Source organism: Bradyrhizobium sp. CFUWI (genome assembly GCF_056429085.1).
The window spans coordinates 631,805-649,645 of record NZ_JBWJZE010000003.1 but is presented as its reverse complement, the minus strand read 5'-3'; the positions used below and the strand labels follow the sequence as shown (position 1 = coordinate 649,645).

The following is a 17,841-nucleotide window of genomic DNA, read 5'->3' as shown; positions in this document are numbered from 1 at the left end:
CCTCGACCGCGATGGCCATTACGGAATCTTCTTTGCCAGCTGGCAGGTCGCATCAATCGACTTGACCAACGGCCAACCTGTCAGTGATGTGTCCGAACAGGTGTCAGCCATGTCCCCGGACTAAACAGAAGGCGGGCGATCCAGTATCCCAGAGGCCTGCGTTAGGCGAACTCGCCCTTGCAACCTGCGCCGCAGCGTACTGGATGCCCCGCCTTCGCGGGGCATGACACCGTTGGAGTGGATCCGGAGAAAGTCTACCGCTTCCGGTTCACGAAGGCGCCCATCAGCCGCGTCGGCTCGTCGGTCAGGAACGACTCGCCGAACACCTTCACGCTCAGATTCACCGATTCCGTCAGCGGCAGCTCCTCCCATTGCCGCAGCAGCGCCTTCTGCGAGCGCAGCGCTTCGGGGCCGCATGCGAGCAACGCCTTCACGAGGTGCTCGACCTCGGCATCGAGCCCGCCCTCCGGCGCGACCTTGTCGACCAGTCCCCAGGCCAGCGCGGTGGCTGCGTCGATATTCTCCGCCGTCATCACCAGCCAGCGCGCGCGAGCCCACCCGATCAGGCGCGGCAGCAGCGCGGCGTGGATCACCGAGGGGATGCCGACCCGCACCTCCGGCATGCCGAAATGTGCGTCATGCGCCGCGATCCGGAAGTCGCAAGCCGCCGCTACTTCCAGCCCGCCGCCGAGGCACCAGCCAGGCATTCGAGCGATGACCGGGGCGGGAAAGGCACGCACGGCCTCGCAGAGATCGCGCAGGCGGCAGATGAAGGCCTCGGCCGATGCCTGGTCGAGCTTGGCCATCTCCTTGATGTCGGCGCCGCCGATCATGCTCCTCTCGCTCTGGCCGCGCAGCACCGCGACGCGGATGCTGCGGTCGGAGCTGAGCTGCTGCAAGCCCTCGCGCACGGCGTCGGTGACCTTCGAGCCGAGAATGTTGAGCGGGCCGGCGTTGCAGATTGCGACATGGACGACGCCGCGCGCATCGCGCGTCACGCCGCAATGGGGGTTGAGCATTTCCATCGTGGGGTCTCGATCGGCTTTGGTGGTGCGCACGAGGCGCAGGGGGCGATGTCACTTCCGGGCCGAAACCCCCGGCTTGTCAAGCCGGCAGTTGCCAGGGCGAAGTCCGCGACATAGTATGACATGCATAATACAAAGAGGCGGCTATGACTGACATCGATCAACTCGACCTGTTTTCGCCGGCGCAGCGGCGTCAGCGCGTGGTGGACTGGCAGGCGCCTGCGCCGGTGGCGAGAGCGGCCATGGGGCTGTCCGGCATGGACGCCATGCTGGGCATTCGCGACGGCCGGCTGCCGCCGCCGCCTTTCGCGAAACTGATCGGCTTCACCATGGCCGTGGTTGAGCCGGGTCGGATCGTCATGGAACTGGAGCCGCGCGAGGATCTCGAAAACACCATTGGCCTCATCCACGGCGCGACCGCGGCGGCGCTGCTCGATACCGCCATGGGCTGCGCCATTTCGACTCGGCTCGAGGCCGGCCAGGGCTCGGTGACCCTCGACTTGAAGCTGGCGTTCCTGCGTCCGCTCTCGGTCCGTTCCGGGCTGATCTCGGCCGAAGGTAAGGTGATCAAGCTGGGGCGGCAGACCAGCTACGCCGAAGGCTTCGTCCGGGACGGCAAGGGCGCTCTAGCGGTGCATGCAACCGCAACCTTTTCGATGATCGGGAGCAACTTAACATGAATTAATGCACCCATTTCGGCCTCCGCGTGTTATGAGATGATTTCCGACATCCAATGAGATCCGCATGCGCTATTCCCGGGAACACAAGCAGGAAACCCACGACCGCATCGTCAAGAAGGCTTCCGTGCGGCTGCGCGAGAAGGGCGCCCACGGCATCGGCGTCGCCGATCTCATGAAGGAGGCCGGCCTGACCCATGGCGGCTTCTACGCGCATTTCGATTCCCGCGAGGCGCTGGTGATCGAGGCGTTCGGTTATGCGATGGACCGCTCGATGGAGCACTGGCGCAAGATCACCGACGAGGTTTCGCCGGAAAAGCGGCTGGTGCTGATCGCGGAGGCCTATCTCTCGGCGCTGCATCGCGACAATCCCGGCCATGGCTGCTCGATTCCCGCCCTCGGTGCCGAGATCGCCCGCGAGAGCCCAAAGGCGCGCAAGGCCTTTGCCGGCAAGCTCGACGAGATGATCGAGCAGCTGGCGGACTACATCCCGAATCTGCCGCGCAAGGCCGCACGCAAGCAGGCGATCGCGACGTTGGCGACGATGGCCGGCACCATGCTGCTCGCGCGCATCGCGGGGTCGAGCGAGATGTCCGACGAGGTGTTGAAGGCGGGCAGGGACATTGCCCTGGAGGGCGCAAGGCGCGAGCCGAAGGCTGCGGTGGCGAAGAGGGCGAAGAGCTAGCCGAGGTCTCCGGCGATGCCGTAGGGTGGGCAAAGGCGCGTCAGCGCCGTGCCCACGATCCCTCCATTGCCAGGGTTGACGTGTGTCAGGGGTGACGTGGGCACGCTTCGCTTTGCCCACCCTACGAGACTAGGAGATCGTCGCTCACCTCCCCGCGAACAGCGCCCGCTCGCGCTCCACGATCTCGCCGATGTAGTCCGCCACCGCGCGTATGCGCGCCAGATCCTTGCTGTCGGCGTGCATCAGCATCCAGAACGTGCGCGTGATCGAGATCTCGTCGGGCAGCACCGGAACGAGTTGCGGATAGTCGTTCGCCATGAAGTGGGGCAGCACCGCGATGCCGAAACCGGAGAGCGTGGCGTTGAGCTGGGCGATCAGATTGGCGCTGCGAAAGCGCGCGGAGATCCGCGGCGACACCTGCGGCAGATAATCGAGCTCCGGCGTGAACAAGAGCTCCTCGATGTAACCGACGAAGCGGTGCTGCGGCAGCACCTCGCGCGAGGTGATTTTCGGGAAGCGGTCGAGATAGGCGGGCGCGGCATAGAGACCGAGGCGGTAGTCGAGCAGCTTGCGGCCGACGATGCGGCCTTCCTTCGGCATGGTCAGGCTGATGGCGATATCGGCCTCGCGCTTGGAGAGACTGAACAGCCGCGCGGTCGCCACCAGTTGCAGATCGAGATCGGGATACCGGTCGGCGAAGGGCGCCAGCCGCGGCGCCAGGAAGGCGGTACCGAAGCCATCAGGCGCCCCGATCCGGACCGTGCCGGTCAGCCGCGCCACCGAGCCGCCGACCTGCTCCTGGTTGGCGACGATGGTCGATTCCATGGCTTCGGCGCTGTCGGCGACGCGCTGGCCGGCCTCGGTGAGGAGGTAGCCGGTCTTGCGCCGGTCAAACAGTTTCGCCGAGAGGTGCCTTTCCAGCCGGTCGACCCGGCGGATCACCGTGGCATGGTCGACGCCCAGCTGTTTTGCGGCAGCCGAGACCGAGCCGCCCCGCACGATGGCCAGCACGAAGCGAAAGTCGTCCCAATCGATAGCGCCTTGATCCAGCATTTTCGCACATCTATGGTGCAATATCTCAGACTTGAATCCTATAAAATGCAGGTCGATAGGATTTGTCAAAGCGTTCAAGCTCGGACCTCAGGAGATCATTCCATGCGTTCAATCGGACATTTCATCGGTGGCAAGGAGGTCAAGGGCACCTCTGGCCGCACCGCCGACGTTTTCGAGCCGATGACCGGTGACGTCCAGGCCAAGGTGGCCCTGGCGTCCAAGGCCGAGGTCCGCGCCGCCGTCGAGAACGCGCGCGCCGCACAGCCCGAATGGGCCGCCACCAACCCGCAGCGCCGCGCCCGCGTCATGATGAAGTTCGTCGAGCTGGTGCAGCGCGACTACGACAAGCTCGCCGAGCTGCTCGCCCGCGAGCACGGCAAGACCGTGCCGGACGCCAAAGGCGACATCCAGCGCGGCCTCGAGGTCGCCGAGTTCGCCTGCGGCATCCCGCATCTGATGAAGGGCGAATACACCGAGGGCGCAGGTCCCGGGATCGATATCTATTCGATGCGCCAGCCGCTCGGCGTCGTCGCCGGCATCACGCCGTTCAACTTCCCGGCGATGATCCCGATGTGGAAGTTCGCGCCCGCGATCGCCTGCGGCAACGCCTTCATCCTCAAGCCGTCGGAGCGCGATCCCGGCGTGCCGATGCTGCTCGCTGAACTCATGATGGAAGCAGGCCTGCCGGCCGGCATCCTCAACGTCGTCAACGGCGACAAGGAAGCGGTTGACGCCATCCTCGACGACCCCGACATCAAGGCCATCGGCTTCGTCGGCTCCACCCCGATCGCGCAGTACATCTATGAGCGCGCCGCGCAAACCGGCAAGCGCTGCCAGTGTTTCGGTGGCGCCAAGAACCACGCCATCATCATGCCCGACGCCGACATGGACCAGGCCGTCGACGCGCTGATCGGTGCCGGCTACGGCTCCGCCGGCGAACGCTGCATGGCCGTCTCGGTCGCGGTCCCCGTCGGCAAGTCCACGGCCGACCGGTTGATGGAAAAGCTGATCCCGCGCGTCGAGAGCCTCAAGATCGGCACCTCGATCGATCCGTCCGCCGATTACGGCCCGCTGGTCACGCGTGAGGCGGTCGAGAAGGTCAAGAGCTATATCGACATCGGCATCAAGGAAGGCGCAACCCTCGCCGTCGACGGCCGCGGCTTCAAGATGCAGGGTTACGAGAAGGGCTTTTATCTCGGTGGCTCGCTGTTCGACAACGTCACCAAGGACATGCGGATCTACAAGGAAGAGATCTTCGGCCCGGTGCTCTCGGTCGTGCGCGCACATGATTACAAGGAAGCGCTCGCGCTGCCGTCGGAGCACGACTACGGCAACGGCGTTGCCATCTTCACCCGCGACGGCGATGCCGCGCGCGACTTCGCGGCCAGGGTCAATGTCGGCATGGTCGGCATCAACGTGCCGATCCCGGTGCCGATCGCCTATTACACCTTCGGCGGCTGGAAGAAGTCGGGCTTCGGCGATCTTAACCAGCACGGTCCGGACTCGGTCCGTTTCTACACCAAGACCAAGACCGTGACCTCGCGCTGGCCGTCCGGCGTCAAGGAAGGCGCGGAATTCTCGATCCCGCTGATGAAGTAAGGCTGTAGCCCAGCCCGTCATTGCGAGGAGCGTAGCGACGAAGCAATCCAGAGTCTTTCCGCGGAGGCAGCCTGGATTGCTTCGCTGCGCCGCAATGACGGTGGAGTGAAAGGGTAAGCGGCAGCATGCAGTTCGCTCTGAACGAGGATCAGATCGCGGTTCGCGACATGGCGCTGGCGTTTGCGGCGGAGAAGATCGCGCCGCATGCGCTGCGCTGGGACGAGGAGAAGCATTTCCCCGTCGACGTCATGCGCGAGGCCGCGACGCTCGGCATGGGCGGCATCTACATCCGCGACGATGTCGGGGGATCCGCGATGACGCGGTTCGACGCGGCGCTGATCTTCGAGGCGCTGGCGACGGGCTGCCCGACCACCTCGGCCTTCATCTCCATCCACAACATGGCGTCCTGGATGATCGACGCCTACGGCAGCGACACCCAGCGCCATCAATGGCTGCCAAGACTCTGCACCATGGAGCTGATCGCAAGCTACTGCCTGACCGAGCCGGGCGCGGGCTCGGACGCGGCAGCGTTGCGCACCCGCGCGGTGCGCGACGGCGACCATTACGTCCTCAACGGCCAGAAGCAGTTCATCTCCGGTGCCGGCGGCACCGATCTGCTGGTGGCGATGGTGCGGACCGGCGGTGACGGTCCGGGCGGCATCTCGACCCTCGTCATCGACGGCAAGACGCCGGGCGTCTCCTTCGGCGCCAACGAGCGCAAGATGGGTTGGAACGCACAGCCGACCCGTGCGGTGATGTTCGAGAACGCCCGCGTGCCTGTTGCCAATCGCCTGAGCGAGGAGGGCGTCGGCTTCAAGATCGCGATGGCCGGCCTTGATGGCGGCCGCCTCAACATCACGGCCTGCTCGCTCGGCGGCGCACAGACCGCGCTCGACAAGGCGCGCGCCTACATGAAGGAGCGCAAGGCGTTCGGGAAGCGCCTCGACGAATTCCAGGCGCTGCAATTCCGACTTGCCGACATGGCGATCGAGCTCGAGGCCGCGCGCACCTTTTTGTGGCGGGCTGCGGCGGCGCTCGATCGCAAGGATCCCGATGCCACCATGCTGTGCGCGATGGCAAAACGCTTCGGCACCGATGTCGGTTTCGAGGTCGCCAACCAAGCGCTGCAGCTTCACGGCGGCTACGGTTACCTCAGCGAGTACGGCATCGAGAAGATCGTGCGCGATCTGCGCGTGCACCAGATCCTCGAAGGCACCAACGAAATCATGCGGCTCATCGTGGCGCGCAAACTGATCGAGGGCGCGCGATGAGCGGAGTGGAAGAGGGCGATCTCATCGCCCGCGTCGAGGGTGCGGCCGGCATCATCAGGCTCAACCGTCCCAAGGCGATCAATGCCGTGACGCTGGAGATGTTTCGCGACATCGAGAAGGCACTCGATCGCTTTGAGACCGATCCGGCCGTCGCCGTGATCGTGCTGGAAGGTGCCGGCGAGCGCGGCCTCTGCGCCGGCGGCGACATCCGCGCACTCTGGGAGAGCTCGAAGGTGAACGGCGACCTCGGCAAGATCCTGTGGCGCGAGGAATACATCCTCAACGCCCGGATCAAGAAATTTCCGAAGCCGTATGTCGCCTTCATGGACGGCATCGTGATGGGCGGCGGCGTCGGTCTGTCTGCCCATGCCAGCCATCGCGTCGTCACGGATCGCACCAAGCTGGCCATGCCCGAAGTCGGCCTCGGCTTCTTCCCCGATGTCGGCGGCACCTATCTGTTGTCGCATTCGCCGGGCGAGATCGGAACCTATTTCGGGCTGACCGGCCAGACCATGAACGGGCCGGATGCGATCCATGCCAGGTTCGCCGACTGGGTCGTGCCGGCGGCGAAGTTGCCGGAGCTGCGCGAGGCCCTGACCAAGCTGCGTTCCGGCGCGACCGCCGCCGACGTCAGCAAGCTGATCGGCGGCTTTGCGACCGGCGAGGCCGCGGGGCCGGTGGCCGCAAAAGAGCCCATCATCGACGCGCTGTTCGGCTTCGACCGCATGGAGGACATCGTTGCGGCGCTCGAGCGCGACGGCTCCGACTTTGCGCTGGCGACGCTGAAGACGCTCAACGAAAAATCGCCGCGCGGCATGGTGGTGACGCTGAAGCTGTTGCGGCTCGCGCGCGCTTCATCGAGCCTGGAGGAGTGTCTGGTGCGGGAATACCGCGCCGCGCTGGAAGTCTTCCGCAGCGACGATTTTCGTGAGGGCGTGCGCGCCGCCGTGATCGACAAGGACCGCAACCCGACCTGGTCGCCGCGAAGAATCGAGGATGTGACGCCGGAGATGCTGGCGCCATATCTCGCCGAGATCGGCACTGATGAACTGAAGTTCAACTAACAACGCGACAGCGGAGGAAACGACAATGGCCACGATCGCATTCATCGGTCTCGGCAACATGGGTGGCCCGATGGCGGCCAACCTCGTCAAGGCCGGCCACAAGGTGGTGGCATTCGACCTCGTCGAAGCCTCGCGTAGTCAGGCCAAGGCCGACGGCGCCAGCATTGCCGACAGCGCGTCCGCCGCGGTGAGGGGCGCCGATGTCGTCGTCACCATGCTCCCCGCGGGCAAGCACGTGCTCGGCGTCTGGAACGAGGTCGTGCCCGCCATGACCAAGGGCGCGCTGATCATCGACAGCTCCACCATCGACGTCGAGAGCGCGAGGGCCGCGCATGCACTGGCCGCCAAGAACGGCGTGCTCTCGGTCGATGCGCCGGTCTCCGGCGGCACCGGCGGCGCCAAGGGCGCGACGCTCACCTTCATGTGCGGCGGCGAGGAGAAGGCATTTGCCGCGGCCAAGCCGGTGCTGGAGAACATGGGCAAGAAGATCGTGCATTGCGGCGGCGCCGGCGCCGGCCAGGCGGCAAAAATCTGCAACAACATGATCCTCGGCATTTCCATGATCGCGGTCAGCGAGGCCTTCGCGCTCGGCGAGAAGCTCGGCCTTTCGCATCAGGCGCTGTTCGACGTCGCCTCAACCTCCTCGGGCCAGTGCTGGTCTCTGACGACCTATTGCCCGGTGCCGGGTCCGGTGCCGACCTCGCCCGCGAACAACGACTACAAGCCGGGCTTTGCTTCGGCGCTGATGGTGAAGGATTTGACGCTGGCGCAGGATGCCGCCAAGGCTGCCGGCGCGGCCACGCCACTCGGCAAGCATGCGCAGGAGATCTATCAGTCTTTCGACGCAGCCGGCCAGGGTGGGGTGGATTTTTCCGGAATTATCAAGCACGTTAGGAGTCTAGCCGGGAAAGCTTGATGACGACATTCCAGGAAGCGCGCGCGTTCCTTCTGCAACATCGCACGGATTACGAGACGGCGGTCAAAGGCTTCCGTTGGCCGGATCCGGTCCCCTTCAACTGGGCGCTCGACTGGTTCGACGCCGAGCTGGCAACCCATGCGGAGAGCAGGGATCGTCCCGCGCTCTGGATCGTCGATGCCGCACAGGATCGCCAGACAAAGCTGTCCTTTGCGGCGCTCTCGCAGCGCTCCAACCAGGTCGCGAATTTTCTCCGCGCGCAAGGCCTGCAGCGCGGCGACCATCTGCTGTTGCTGCTCGGCAATGTGGTTCCGCTGTGGGAGACCATGCTCGCGGCGATGAAGCTCGGCGTCGTCGTGATTCCCGCGACCACGCTGCTCACCGCGGATGAGCTGCGCGACCGGCTCGATCGCGGCAAGGCCAAGGCAGTAATTGCCGCCCAGGATCAGGTCGCGAAGTTTGCGAGCCTTGGTGCGGAAAACATCGTTCGCATCGTGGTCGGCGCCGCCTCTGGCGGATGGTTGTCATATGATGATGCGGCGAAGGCTTCCGAGAGTTTTGCGGCTGATGGTCCGACCAATGCCGATGACCCGATGCTGCTCTATTTCACCTCGGGCACGACGGCAAAACCAAAACTCGTCCGGCACAGCCAGCGCAGCTATCCTGTCGGCCATCTCTCGACCATGTACTGGATCGGGCTGAAGCCCGGCGACGTCCATCTCAACATTTCCTCGCCCGGCTGGGCCAAGCACGCCTGGAGCTGCTTCTTCGCGCCGTGGAATGCGGGCGCGACCGTGTTCGTGGTCAACCAGCCCCGCTTCGACGCGAAGGGCCTGCTCGCCACCATCGGCCGCTGCGGCGTCACCACACTCTGTGCGCCGCCGACGGTGTGGCGGCTGTTCATCCAGGAGAACCTGGCCGCGTTCAAGGTGAGCTTGCGCGAGGTCTGCGGCGCCGGCGAGCCGCTCAACCCTGAAGTGATCGATCAGGTGCGGGCGGCCTGGGGCCTCACCATCCGCGACGGCTACGGCCAGACCGAGACCACCGCGCTGGCCGGCAACTCGCCGGGCCAGAAGATCAAGATCGGATCGATGGGCCGGCCGCTGCCGGGCTATCGCGTGCAGATCAGCGACGCCGACGGCCATGCCGCCAGGGAAGGCGAGGTCACGCTGGTGCTCGGCGCCGAGCGGCCCGCCGGCCTGATGCAGGGTTACCAGGGCGACGACGGCCAGTTGTCCGGCGCCGAGGGTGAGCTCTATCGCAGCGGCGACGTCGTGTTCGAGGACGACGAGGGCTATCTCACCTTCGTCGGCCGCTCCGACGACGTGTTCAAGTCATCCGATTACCGCATCAGCCCGTTCGAGCTCGAGAGCGTGCTGCTCGAGCACGAGCTCGTCGCGGAGGCCGCGGTGGTGCCGAGCCCGGACCCGATCCGCCTTGCCGTTCCCAAAGCCTTCGTGCTGCTGACCTCGGGCACGGAGCGGACGCCGGAAACGGCGCTCTCCATCTTCAGGCATCTGCATACGCGGCTTGCCCCGTTCAAGCGCGTCCGCCGCCTCGAAATCGTCACCGAGCTGCCGAAGACCATCTCTGGCAAAATCCGTCGCGTGCAGCTACGACGGCTCGAACGCGACGACGATCGCGACGATCCCCTGCGCGGCCGGGAATTCCGCGAGGAGGATTTTCCGGACTTGTCGAAGGCAAGGGGCGAAACTTAGTGGAGCTTGTCATTCCGGGGCGATGCGCAGCATCGAACCCGGAATCCATTTTGCGGCAGAGTTTGCTGTCAAATGGATTCCGGGTTCGCGCTTCGCGCGCCCCGGAATGACGGTGGTTGGAGTCATCAATGAACCAAATCTGGAAGAAGCCGCCGATCGCGCTCGAGGCCTATCAGGCCCTGGTCGGCAAGGAGATCGGCGTGTCGTCCTGGCACCTGATCGACCAGCCGCGCATCGACACCTATGCCGACGTGATCGAGGATCACCAGTTCATCCACGTTGACCCTGAAAGAGCCAAGAAGGAAACCGCTTTCGGCAGCACCATCGCGCACGGTTTCCTGACGATGTCGCTGCTGTCGATCATGTCCTACGAGGTGATGCCCGTCATCGCAGGTACCACGATGGGGGTGAATTACGGCTTCGACCGACTGCGCTTCATCTCACCGGTCCGCTCGGGCAAGCGCGTCCGCGGCCGCTTCGTGCTGGCGGAGGCCAAGCTGCGCAAGCCGAACGAGTTGCAGTCCCGCACCAACGTCACGGTCGAGATCGAAGGCGAGGACAAGCCCGCGCTGGTCGCGGAGTGGCTGGGCCTGATCTATTTCGAGTAACTGCGCCCGTCATGGCTGGGCTTGACCCGGACATTTATCGCTGCTCAAAAGCGACCCAAAGCACGGTGTCACCCTCTCCCCTTGTGGGAGAGGGTGGCTTCGCGAATGCGAAGCCGGGTGAGGGGTCTCTCTCCGCGGACTCGCTTGTAGAAGCAAACCCCTCAACCGGCGCCGTAGCCGACGCTACGCGTCGGCGTTCTCAAGAACGGCGGCCGGAGGCCGCCTATCCCACCTTCTCCCGCAAGGGGAGAAGGAAGAAGAAGCAGGAATCGCACTCATGGCAATCAGGTTCGACGGACGCGTCGCCATCGTCACCGGCGCGGGCAATGGTCTTGGCAAGGCGCACGCGCTGGGGCTGGCCAGCCGCGGCGCCAAGGTCGTGGTCAACGATTTCGGCGGCGCGCGCGACGGCACCGGTGGTTCGCTGTCGCCGGCCGAAGCCGTTGTCGAGGAAATTCGCAAGGCCGGCGGCACGGCGATGGCCGACGGCGCTGATGTCTCGAACTTCGAGCAGGTCACCGCCATGGTCGAGCGCGCCACCAAGGAATGGGGCAGCGTCGACCTCTTGTGCGCCAATGCCGGCATTTTGCGCGACAAGTCGTTCGGCAAGATGGAGGCCGCCGATTTCCAGAAGGTGCTGGACGTGCACCTCGTCGGCACCTTCTATTGCTGCAAGGCGGCCTGGGCCGGCATGCGCGACCGCAACTATGGCCGCATCGTGCTGACGACCTCGTCCTCCGGCCTCTACGGCAATTTCGGCCAGGCCAATTACGGCGCGGCGAAGTCGGGCATGGTCGGCCTGATGAACGTGCTCGCGGAAGAGGGCCGGAAGAACGACATCCGCGTCAACATCATCTCGCCGACCGCGGCGACCCGCATGACCGAGGAGCTGCTGCCGCCGCAGGCGCTGCAGCTGATGAAGCCGAACGCGATCACGCCGGCGGTCGAGTACATGCTGAGCGAGGACGCCCCGACCCGCACCATCATGGGGGCCGGCGCCGGCTCCTTTGCCGTGATCAAGATCCTGGAGAGCGAAGGCATCAACCTGCCGGAGTCCGAATGGACGCCCGACGCCATCGCCGCGCATTTCGCCGAGATCAGCGACATGTCGAAGGCCAAGGCGCTGACCGGCGCGTTCGAGCAGACGCAGAAATACGTGGCGCAGGCCGCGGCACGGGCGGGGATCAAGCTCTAACCCCACCGTCATTCCGGGGCGCACGCGGCTTGAATTCGGAACCACTCTGTTCGTCATGGCCGGGCTTGTCCCGGCCATCCACGTTCTTGGCACCGCCCGCGTGGCTCGCGTGGATGCCCGGGACAAGCCCGGGCATGACGACCTGTTCTTTGGCGTTCAGCTTGCTTTAAACTCCCGCCATGACCTCAACCCATAACGACATCGCCGTCATCGGCGCCGGTCCCGCCGGGCTGATGGCGGCGGAAGTGCTGGCGCAGGGCGGCGGCCGCGTCACCGTGTATGACGCGATGCCGTCCGCCGGTCGAAAATTCCTGATGGCGGGCCGGGGTGGGCTCAATCTCACCCACAGCGAGCCGCTGCCGCAGTTCATGGCACGCTATCGCGAGGCGGCGCCGAGGCTGCAAGCGGCGATCGCGGCGTTTTCTCCCGAGGCGTTGCGGGCGTGGAGCGAAGCATTGGGCGAGCCGACCTTCGTCGGCAGCAGCGGCCGGGTGTTTCCGAAGGCGTTCAAGGCCTCGCCCCTGCTGCGCGCCTGGCTGCGGCGCCTCGATGCCAGCGGCGTGCGGTTTGCCTTCCGGCATCGCTGGACCGGCTGGGACGCCGAGGGGCGGCTGCGGTTTCGAACGCCCGATGGCGAGGCGGCGGTCGTTGCCGACGCCGCGGTCCTCGCGCTCGGCGGTGCAAGCTGGCCGCGGCTCGGCTCGGATGGCGGCTGGGTCGGGCTCCTCGCTGCCAGGGGCGTTGCCATCTCCAGACTGCGGCCCGCCAATTCCGGCTTCACGGTCGCGTGGTCGAATGTGTTCCGCGATCGCTACGAGGGCCAGCCGCTCAAGGGCGTGGCGCTGACGGTCGGTGCACACACGGTGCGCGGCGAAGCCATGATCACCCGCAGAGGTATCGAAGGCGGCGCGGTCTACGCGCTGTCGGCGGAGTTGCGGGAGGCGGTGCTGGGTCTTGGCCAGGCGACGTTGATGATCGCGTTGCGGCCCGACCTCGATACCGGCGCGTTGACCACGCGGCTATCGGGCACGCGCGGCAAGCAATCGCTGGCGAATTTCTTGCGCAAGGCCGCGCAAGTGACGCCGGTCGGAATCGGCCTGATGCAGGAAGCCGCCATCGCATCGGGGCGGCAGCTGGCCTCGTTCGCGCCGGCGGAGCTGGCGCAGCTGATCAATGCCATTCCGGTGCAGCTCACCGGCATCGCCCCGATCGAGCGCGCGATCTCGACCGCGGGCGGGATCACCTTCGAGGAGCTCGACGACCGCTTCATGCTGCGCAAGCTGCCCGGCGTGTTCGCCGCCGGCGAGATGCTGGACTGGGAAGCGCCGACCGGCGGCTACCTGCTGCAGGCCTCGTTCGCGACGGGGCTTGCTGCGGGCAGGGGCGTGCTGGAGTGGCTGAAGCGTTCGTAGAACGCCGCCGCCCTTCGAGGGCCGCTGAAGAAGCGGCCACCTCAGGGTGACGGCTACGAAAGAGCGTTAGCTTGCGCTGGCTTAGAGAGAGCGTCATCCTGAGGTGCGAGTGGCGCGATGCAAAGCAGCGCGCCGGGAGCCTCGAAGGATGCGCGGGCGTTCCGATGCCAGCGACGCAGGCCCTACCGCAGCTTCCCCCGCGCCGCCACCGGCAGCGTGCCGATGATCTCCTCGCCGCGCACCATCACCACCTCGTCCATCATGTTGACGACGACGCAGACGTGGTTCGGCACGATGCGGACGACGTCGCCGACATTCGGCCGCGTGTTGCTGCGGGAGAGGTCGAGGAAGCCGTGCTCTTCGGCGAACTTGGCGATCTTGGCCTCGGGGTGCTCCAGGATCAGGCCGTGGCCGTCGAGGCCGCCGGTATCTGACGTCAGCGTCTTCGAGCCGGCATCGAGGATGCCGCGCTCGGGCGCGGCGCGGCTGACCACCGTGGAATAGATGTGCAATGCGCAATCGTCCCAGCCGGCGACGCCGGCCGCGACCTGCATGCGGTCGTTGTAGATATAGGTGCCGAAGCGGTGCTCGGTGCCGCCCTTGAGCTTGCCGATGTTGACGAGGTTCGGCGTGCCGCCGGTCGAGACGATCTTTGCGTCCAGCCCGTGCGCGCGCACGCCGGCCAGCGCCTCGTCGTAGAACTTTTGCGCGTCCGCCCAGCCGGTCTCGGTCGGGTACAGCATGAAGCCGGCGAATTCGAGCCCCTTGGACGCCGCGATCTCGCGCGCCAGCGCAATCGCTTCAGCCGGGGTCTCGACGCCTGCGCGCTTGCGGCCGGTGTCGCATTCGACCACGACCGAGAGCGGACGGCCCGACGCCGCAGCCGCCTTCGGCAGGCCGGCGACGACGGTCGAGTTGTCGGCGGCCACCGTCATGTTGGCCTTGGTCTGCAGCGCCCCGAGGCGCGCCATCTTCTCGTCGCCGATCAGGTTGTAGCTGATCAGGATGTCGTCGATGCCGGCATTGGCCATGATCTCGGCTTCGCCCAGCTTCTGGCAGGTGATGCCCTTGGCGCCGGCCGCGATCTGCATCTTCGCAATGGTCGGGTTCTTGTGCGTCTTGATGTGCGGGCGATTGGCGATGCCGGCGTCGTCGCAGGCCTTCTGGATCCGCGCGATGTTGCGCTCGACCCGGTCCATGTCGATGACGGCGCAGGGCGTGCCGTATTCGCGGGCGATCTTGGCGGCGAGGGATGTGGTCATGGGATGTCTCTATGTTCGGTCCTGTAGGATGGGTAGAGCGCAGCGAAACCCATCATTTGCCGCAACCGGGCAGGTTTCGATGGGTTTCGCTGCGCTCTACCCATCCTACGGTTCAAGCCTGTTCAATTTCTTCGCGGAGCATTTCCAGTTCGAGCCACCGCTCTTCGGCGGCAGACAGTTCGTCATGCGCCTTGGCGATGGCGGCTGAGGTATCGTCGAATGTCTTGCGATCCCTGGCGTAGAGATTGGGATCGTCGAGCACGCGCTGCAGCCTGGCGATATCGGCCTGCAGCGTCTCCATCTTCTTCGGCAGCGTCTCCAGCGCGTGCTTCTCGTTGAAGCTGAGCTTCCGCTTGGACGCGGAGGCGGGGGCAGGGGAGCGCTCCTCCTTCTTTTCCGCAACCGGTTGGGCTTTCGCCGTCTCGCGCTTGAGGTCGGCGCCGCGCTGGCTCAGCATGTCGCTGTAGCCGCCGGCATATTCGATCCACTTGCCGTTGCCCTCGGGCGCGATCACCGAGGTGACCACGCGGTCGAGGAAATCGCGGTCGTGGCTGATCAGGATCACGGTGCCCTCATAATCGCCGAGCATCTCCTCGAGCACGTCGAGCGTTTCCAGATCGAGATCGTTGGTCGGCTCGTCCAGCACCAGGAGGTTCGAGGGCTTTGCCAGCGCGCGCGCCAGCATCAAGCGGCCGCGCTCGCCGCCGGAAAGCACTTCGAGCGGCGTGCCGCGCTGCTCCTGCGCGAACAGGAAGTCCTTCATGTAGCCGACGACGTGCTTCGGCTTGCCGCCGACCATGATCTGGTCGCCGCGGCCGCCGGTCAGCGCTTCCGCCAGTGTCGACTTGGGATCGAGGCTTTCGCGATGCTGGTCGAGCGTCGCCATCTCCAGATTGGCGCCCAGCCGCACGGTGCCGGAATCCGGCTGCATGCCGCCGGTGAGCAGATTGACCAGCGTGGTTTTTCCGGCGCCGTTCGGCCCGATGATGCCGAGCCGGTCGCCGCGCTGGATGCGGGTCGAGAAATTCTCGACGATCTTGCTCTCGCCATAGGCCTTGGTGATGCCCATGGCCTCGATCACCAGCTTGCCGGATTGCTCGGCTTCGCTCGCTGCGAGACTGGCGGTGCCGGCCGTGCCGCGATAATTGCGCCGCTGGTCGCGCAGCGCATGCAGATTGGCGAGGCGCTTGACGTTGCGCTTGCGCCGGCCGGAAACGCCGTGACGCAGCCAGTGCTCCTCGTCGACGATCTTGCGGTCTAGCTTGTGCTGGTCGCGCTCTTCTTCCGCCAGCACCTCGTCGCGCCAGCTCTCGAACGAGGCAAAGCCGCGGTCGATCTGCTTGATCCTGCCGCGGTCGAGCCACGCGGTCGAGCGCGACAGGTTGGTGAGGAAGCGGCGGTCGTGGCTGATGATCACCAGCGCGCTGCGGCGGCTGTCGAGCTCCTGTTCCAGCCATTCGATGGTGGCGAGATCGAGATGGTTGGTCGGCTCGTCCAGCAGCAGGATGTCCGGCGAGGGCGCCAGCACATAGGCCAATGCCGCGCGGCGCGCCTCGCCGCCGGAGAGATCGTGCGGGTTCTCCTCGCCGGTGAGGCCGAGCTGCTCCAGGAGATAGCGCGCCTGGTGCTGGTCGTCGCCGGGGGCGAGCCCGGACTCGACGTAAGCAAGCGTGGTCTTGTGCGCGCCGAAATCAGGCTCCTGCGGCAGATAGCGCACGGTGGCGCCGGGCTGCACGAAGCGCGTGCCGCCGTCGGGCTCGACGAGGCCGGCCGCGATCTTCAGCAGCGTCGATTTGCCCGAGCCGTTGCGGCCGATCAGGCAGACGCGCTCGGATGGCGCGACGTTGAGCTCGACGCCTGACAGCAGCGGCGTGCCGCCGAAGGTCAGCCTGATGTCTTTGAGTTGGATCAGCGGCGGCGCCATCGTCAGCCTTGAGATGTTGCGGCTTGGCCCGCACGGCGGCGCTGGATCCGGCGCAGCGTCTGGTCAAGCGCCGAGAGGAAGGCGGAGCGGTCGCGAGCCGCGAACGAGCGCGGGCCGCCGGTCACTTCGCCCGCCGAGCGCAGATCCGTCATCAGATTGCGCACCGCCAGCGTCATGCCGATCGATTCCTCCGTGAACGGCTTGCCGTTCGGCGCGATCACGTCGGCACCGGCCTTGACGCAGCGGCTGGCCAGCGGGATGTCCGAGGTCACCACGACGTCGCCCGGCTTGACGCGCTCCGCGATCCAGTCGTCGGCCGCGTCCATGCCGCTCCCTGCGGCAATGCGCTCGATCAGCGGGTCCTGCGGCACGCGGATGAAATTGCCGGCGACCACGCTGACGGGCACGCCGTGCCTGAGCGCCACGCGGTAGATCTCGTCCTTCACCGGGCAGGCGTCGGCATCGACATAGATGCGGGTGGGAGTGTCAGTCATTCGCGGCGTGGTACCCCATTCGGGCCGCAAAGGCGAGGGGATTGACCACTGTTCCCCGGGGCCTACGATCGGCCCCGAAGCAATAAGAATATGGGGAACGCCAGCCATGCCGAACCGGCTCGAAACCTACCGCGTCGAGGCCTACAACACCGCCAGACAATCCGAAAACAAGATGCACGACGACAAGGTGGCGCGGCGCTTCGGCTTTTCCGGCGGGCTGGTGCCGGGCGTCGACGTCTTCGCCTACATGATGCACGTGCCGATCGCCCGCTGGGGGCGCGATTTCCTGGCGCGCGGGCTGGTCGAGGCGCGCTTCATCAAGCCGGTCTATGACGGCGAGACCGCCGATGTCGACGCCACCGAGCACAACGAATTACTGACGATCGAGGTGTTCAGCCGCACCGAGCTCTGCGCGACCGGGACGGCCTCGCTCCCGGTGTCCGCGCCGGCGGTGTCGCTGGACGACTATGTCGCGGTGCCCGTGGTGGCCGAGCGCAAGCCGGTCAGCCCGGCGACGTTCGAGACGGGCAAATGGCTCGGCACGGCGCCGCGCCGCTGGGCCGGGCAGGACGCAGCGGACTATCTCGCCGATGTCAGGGAAAAGGATCCGATCTTCGCGCGCGAGCGGCTTGGCCATCCCGGCCTGATCCAGCGGGTCATGAACCGCGTGCTGGTCGACAACACCATTCTGGGCCCCTGGATCCACGTCGGTAGCCGGATGCAATTGCTCTCCGCCGCGCGCGCCGGCGACGAGATCACCGCGCGGGCCAAGGTCACCGCGAACTACGAGAAGAAGGGCCACCGCTTCGTCGAGCTCGACGCGCTGGTCGTCGCCAACGGCACCACGCCGCTGGCGCATTGCCAGCACACCGCGATCTACCAGCCGCGCGAGCAGGCGGCGGCGTAGGAGGGAAGGGGCACGCCGTCACCACATCGTC

The 17,841-nt window shown here is 66.1% G+C and carries 15 protein-coding genes and 2 pseudogenes; 12 read left to right on the top strand and 5 right to left on the bottom strand.

The window, feature by feature from the left end; genetic code table 11:
• A pseudogene (locus tag AC066S_RS10480) lies at positions 1 to 124 on the top strand (IS481-like element ISRm20 family transposase); the annotation flags it as partial.
• Between the two features lie 130 nt (positions 125 to 254).
• On the opposite strand, the gene AC066S_RS10475 reads toward AC066S_RS10480, so the two are convergent.
• On the bottom strand, positions 255 to 1,025 hold the full coding sequence (locus AC066S_RS10475; RefSeq protein WP_478269592.1) for an enoyl-CoA hydratase: 771 nt from the start codon (positions 1,023 to 1,025) through the stop codon (positions 255 to 257).
• 146 nt (positions 1,026 to 1,171) lie between these two features.
• On the opposite strand from AC066S_RS10475, the gene AC066S_RS10470 reads away from it, so the two are divergent.
• Positions 1,172 to 1,705: a PaaI family thioesterase gene (locus AC066S_RS10470; protein ID WP_478269591.1), complete on the top strand. Its 534-nt coding sequence runs from the start codon at positions 1,172 to 1,174 to the stop codon at positions 1,703 to 1,705.
• Between the two features lie 64 nt (positions 1,706 to 1,769).
• Positions 1,770 to 2,387: a TetR/AcrR family transcriptional regulator gene (locus AC066S_RS10465; RefSeq protein WP_478269590.1), complete on the top strand. Its 618-nt coding sequence runs from the start codon at positions 1,770 to 1,772 to the stop codon at positions 2,385 to 2,387.
• Between the two features lie 144 nt (positions 2,388 to 2,531).
• On the opposite strand, the gene AC066S_RS10460 is transcribed toward AC066S_RS10465, so the two are convergent.
• A complete protein-coding gene (locus AC066S_RS10460; protein WP_126261121.1) occupies positions 2,532 to 3,440 on the bottom strand; it encodes a LysR family transcriptional regulator in 909 nt (302 codons plus the stop codon).
• 102 nt (positions 3,441 to 3,542) lie between these two features.
• Between AC066S_RS10460 and AC066S_RS10455 the strand changes: the two genes are divergently transcribed.
• The 8 genes and pseudogenes from AC066S_RS10455 (at position 3,543) to AC066S_RS10420 (ending at position 13,223) form a co-directional block, all read left to right on the top strand.
• The gene (locus tag AC066S_RS10455; protein ID WP_126261120.1) at positions 3,543 to 5,039 is read left to right on the top strand and encodes a CoA-acylating methylmalonate-semialdehyde dehydrogenase; all 1,497 of its coding nucleotides are present in this window, start codon (positions 3,543 to 3,545) and stop codon (positions 5,037 to 5,039) included.
• A 125-nt stretch (positions 5,040 to 5,164) separates the two neighbouring features.
• Entirely contained in the window at positions 5,165 to 6,310 is a 1,146-nt protein-coding gene (locus AC066S_RS10450; protein ID WP_478269589.1) for an isobutyryl-CoA dehydrogenase, read from the top strand.
• A complete protein-coding gene (locus AC066S_RS10445) occupies positions 6,307 to 7,374 on the top strand; it encodes an enoyl-CoA hydratase/isomerase family protein (RefSeq protein ID WP_478269588.1) in 1,068 nt (355 codons plus the stop codon). Before AC066S_RS10450 ends, AC066S_RS10445 begins: the two co-directional genes overlap by 4 nt.
• 13 nt (positions 7,375 to 7,387) lie before the next feature.
• Positions 7,388 to 8,290 (top strand): annotated as a pseudogene (mmsB, locus tag AC066S_RS10440) (3-hydroxyisobutyrate dehydrogenase); the annotation flags it as partial.
• Positions 8,290 to 10,008, top strand: a complete 1,719-nt coding sequence (locus tag AC066S_RS10435; protein WP_478269587.1) for an AMP-binding protein — start codon at positions 8,290 to 8,292, stop codon at positions 10,006 to 10,008. The pseudogene mmsB and the gene AC066S_RS10435, both read left to right, overlap by 1 nt.
• A 128-nt stretch (positions 10,009 to 10,136) precedes the next feature.
• On the top strand, positions 10,137 to 10,616 hold the full coding sequence (locus AC066S_RS10430; protein ID WP_126261115.1) for a MaoC family dehydratase: 480 nt from the start codon (positions 10,137 to 10,139) through the stop codon (positions 10,614 to 10,616).
• 277 nt (positions 10,617 to 10,893) lie between these two features.
• Positions 10,894 to 11,811 carry an SDR family NAD(P)-dependent oxidoreductase gene (locus AC066S_RS10425; protein ID WP_478269586.1) on the top strand — a complete coding sequence of 306 codons (918 nt, stop codon included), beginning with the start codon at positions 10,894 to 10,896 and terminating at the stop codon, positions 11,809 to 11,811.
• A gap of 179 nt (positions 11,812 to 11,990) precedes the next feature.
• On the top strand, positions 11,991 to 13,223 hold the full coding sequence (locus AC066S_RS10420; protein ID WP_478269585.1) for a BaiN/RdsA family NAD(P)/FAD-dependent oxidoreductase: 1,233 nt from the start codon (positions 11,991 to 11,993) through the stop codon (positions 13,221 to 13,223).
• 182 nt (positions 13,224 to 13,405) lie between these two features.
• Here the strand turns inward: AC066S_RS10420 and AC066S_RS10415 are convergent, their stop codons facing one another.
• From AC066S_RS10415 to AC066S_RS10405, 3 genes are all read right to left on the bottom strand, one after another.
• Positions 13,406 to 14,485 (bottom strand): D-TA family PLP-dependent enzyme, encoded by a 1,080-nt coding sequence (locus AC066S_RS10415; RefSeq protein WP_126261112.1) that lies wholly within the window; start codon positions 14,483 to 14,485, stop codon positions 13,406 to 13,408.
• 112 nt (positions 14,486 to 14,597) lie between these two features.
• Positions 14,598 to 16,409: an ABC-F family ATP-binding cassette domain-containing protein gene (locus tag AC066S_RS10410; protein ID WP_478269584.1), complete on the bottom strand. Its 1,812-nt coding sequence runs from the start codon at positions 16,407 to 16,409 to the stop codon at positions 14,598 to 14,600.
• Positions 16,410 to 16,411: 2 nt separating this feature from the next.
• Positions 16,412 to 16,903 (bottom strand): YaiI/YqxD family protein, encoded by a 492-nt coding sequence (locus AC066S_RS10405; protein ID WP_135168418.1) that lies wholly within the window; start codon positions 16,901 to 16,903, stop codon positions 16,412 to 16,414.
• Positions 16,904 to 17,009: 106 nt separating this feature from the next.
• On the opposite strand from AC066S_RS10405, the gene AC066S_RS10400 reads away from it, so the two are divergent.
• Positions 17,010 to 17,810 (top strand): hypothetical protein, encoded by an 801-nt coding sequence (locus tag AC066S_RS10400; RefSeq protein WP_167767365.1) that lies wholly within the window; start codon positions 17,010 to 17,012, stop codon positions 17,808 to 17,810.
• Positions 17,811 to 17,841 lie beyond the last annotated feature (31 nt).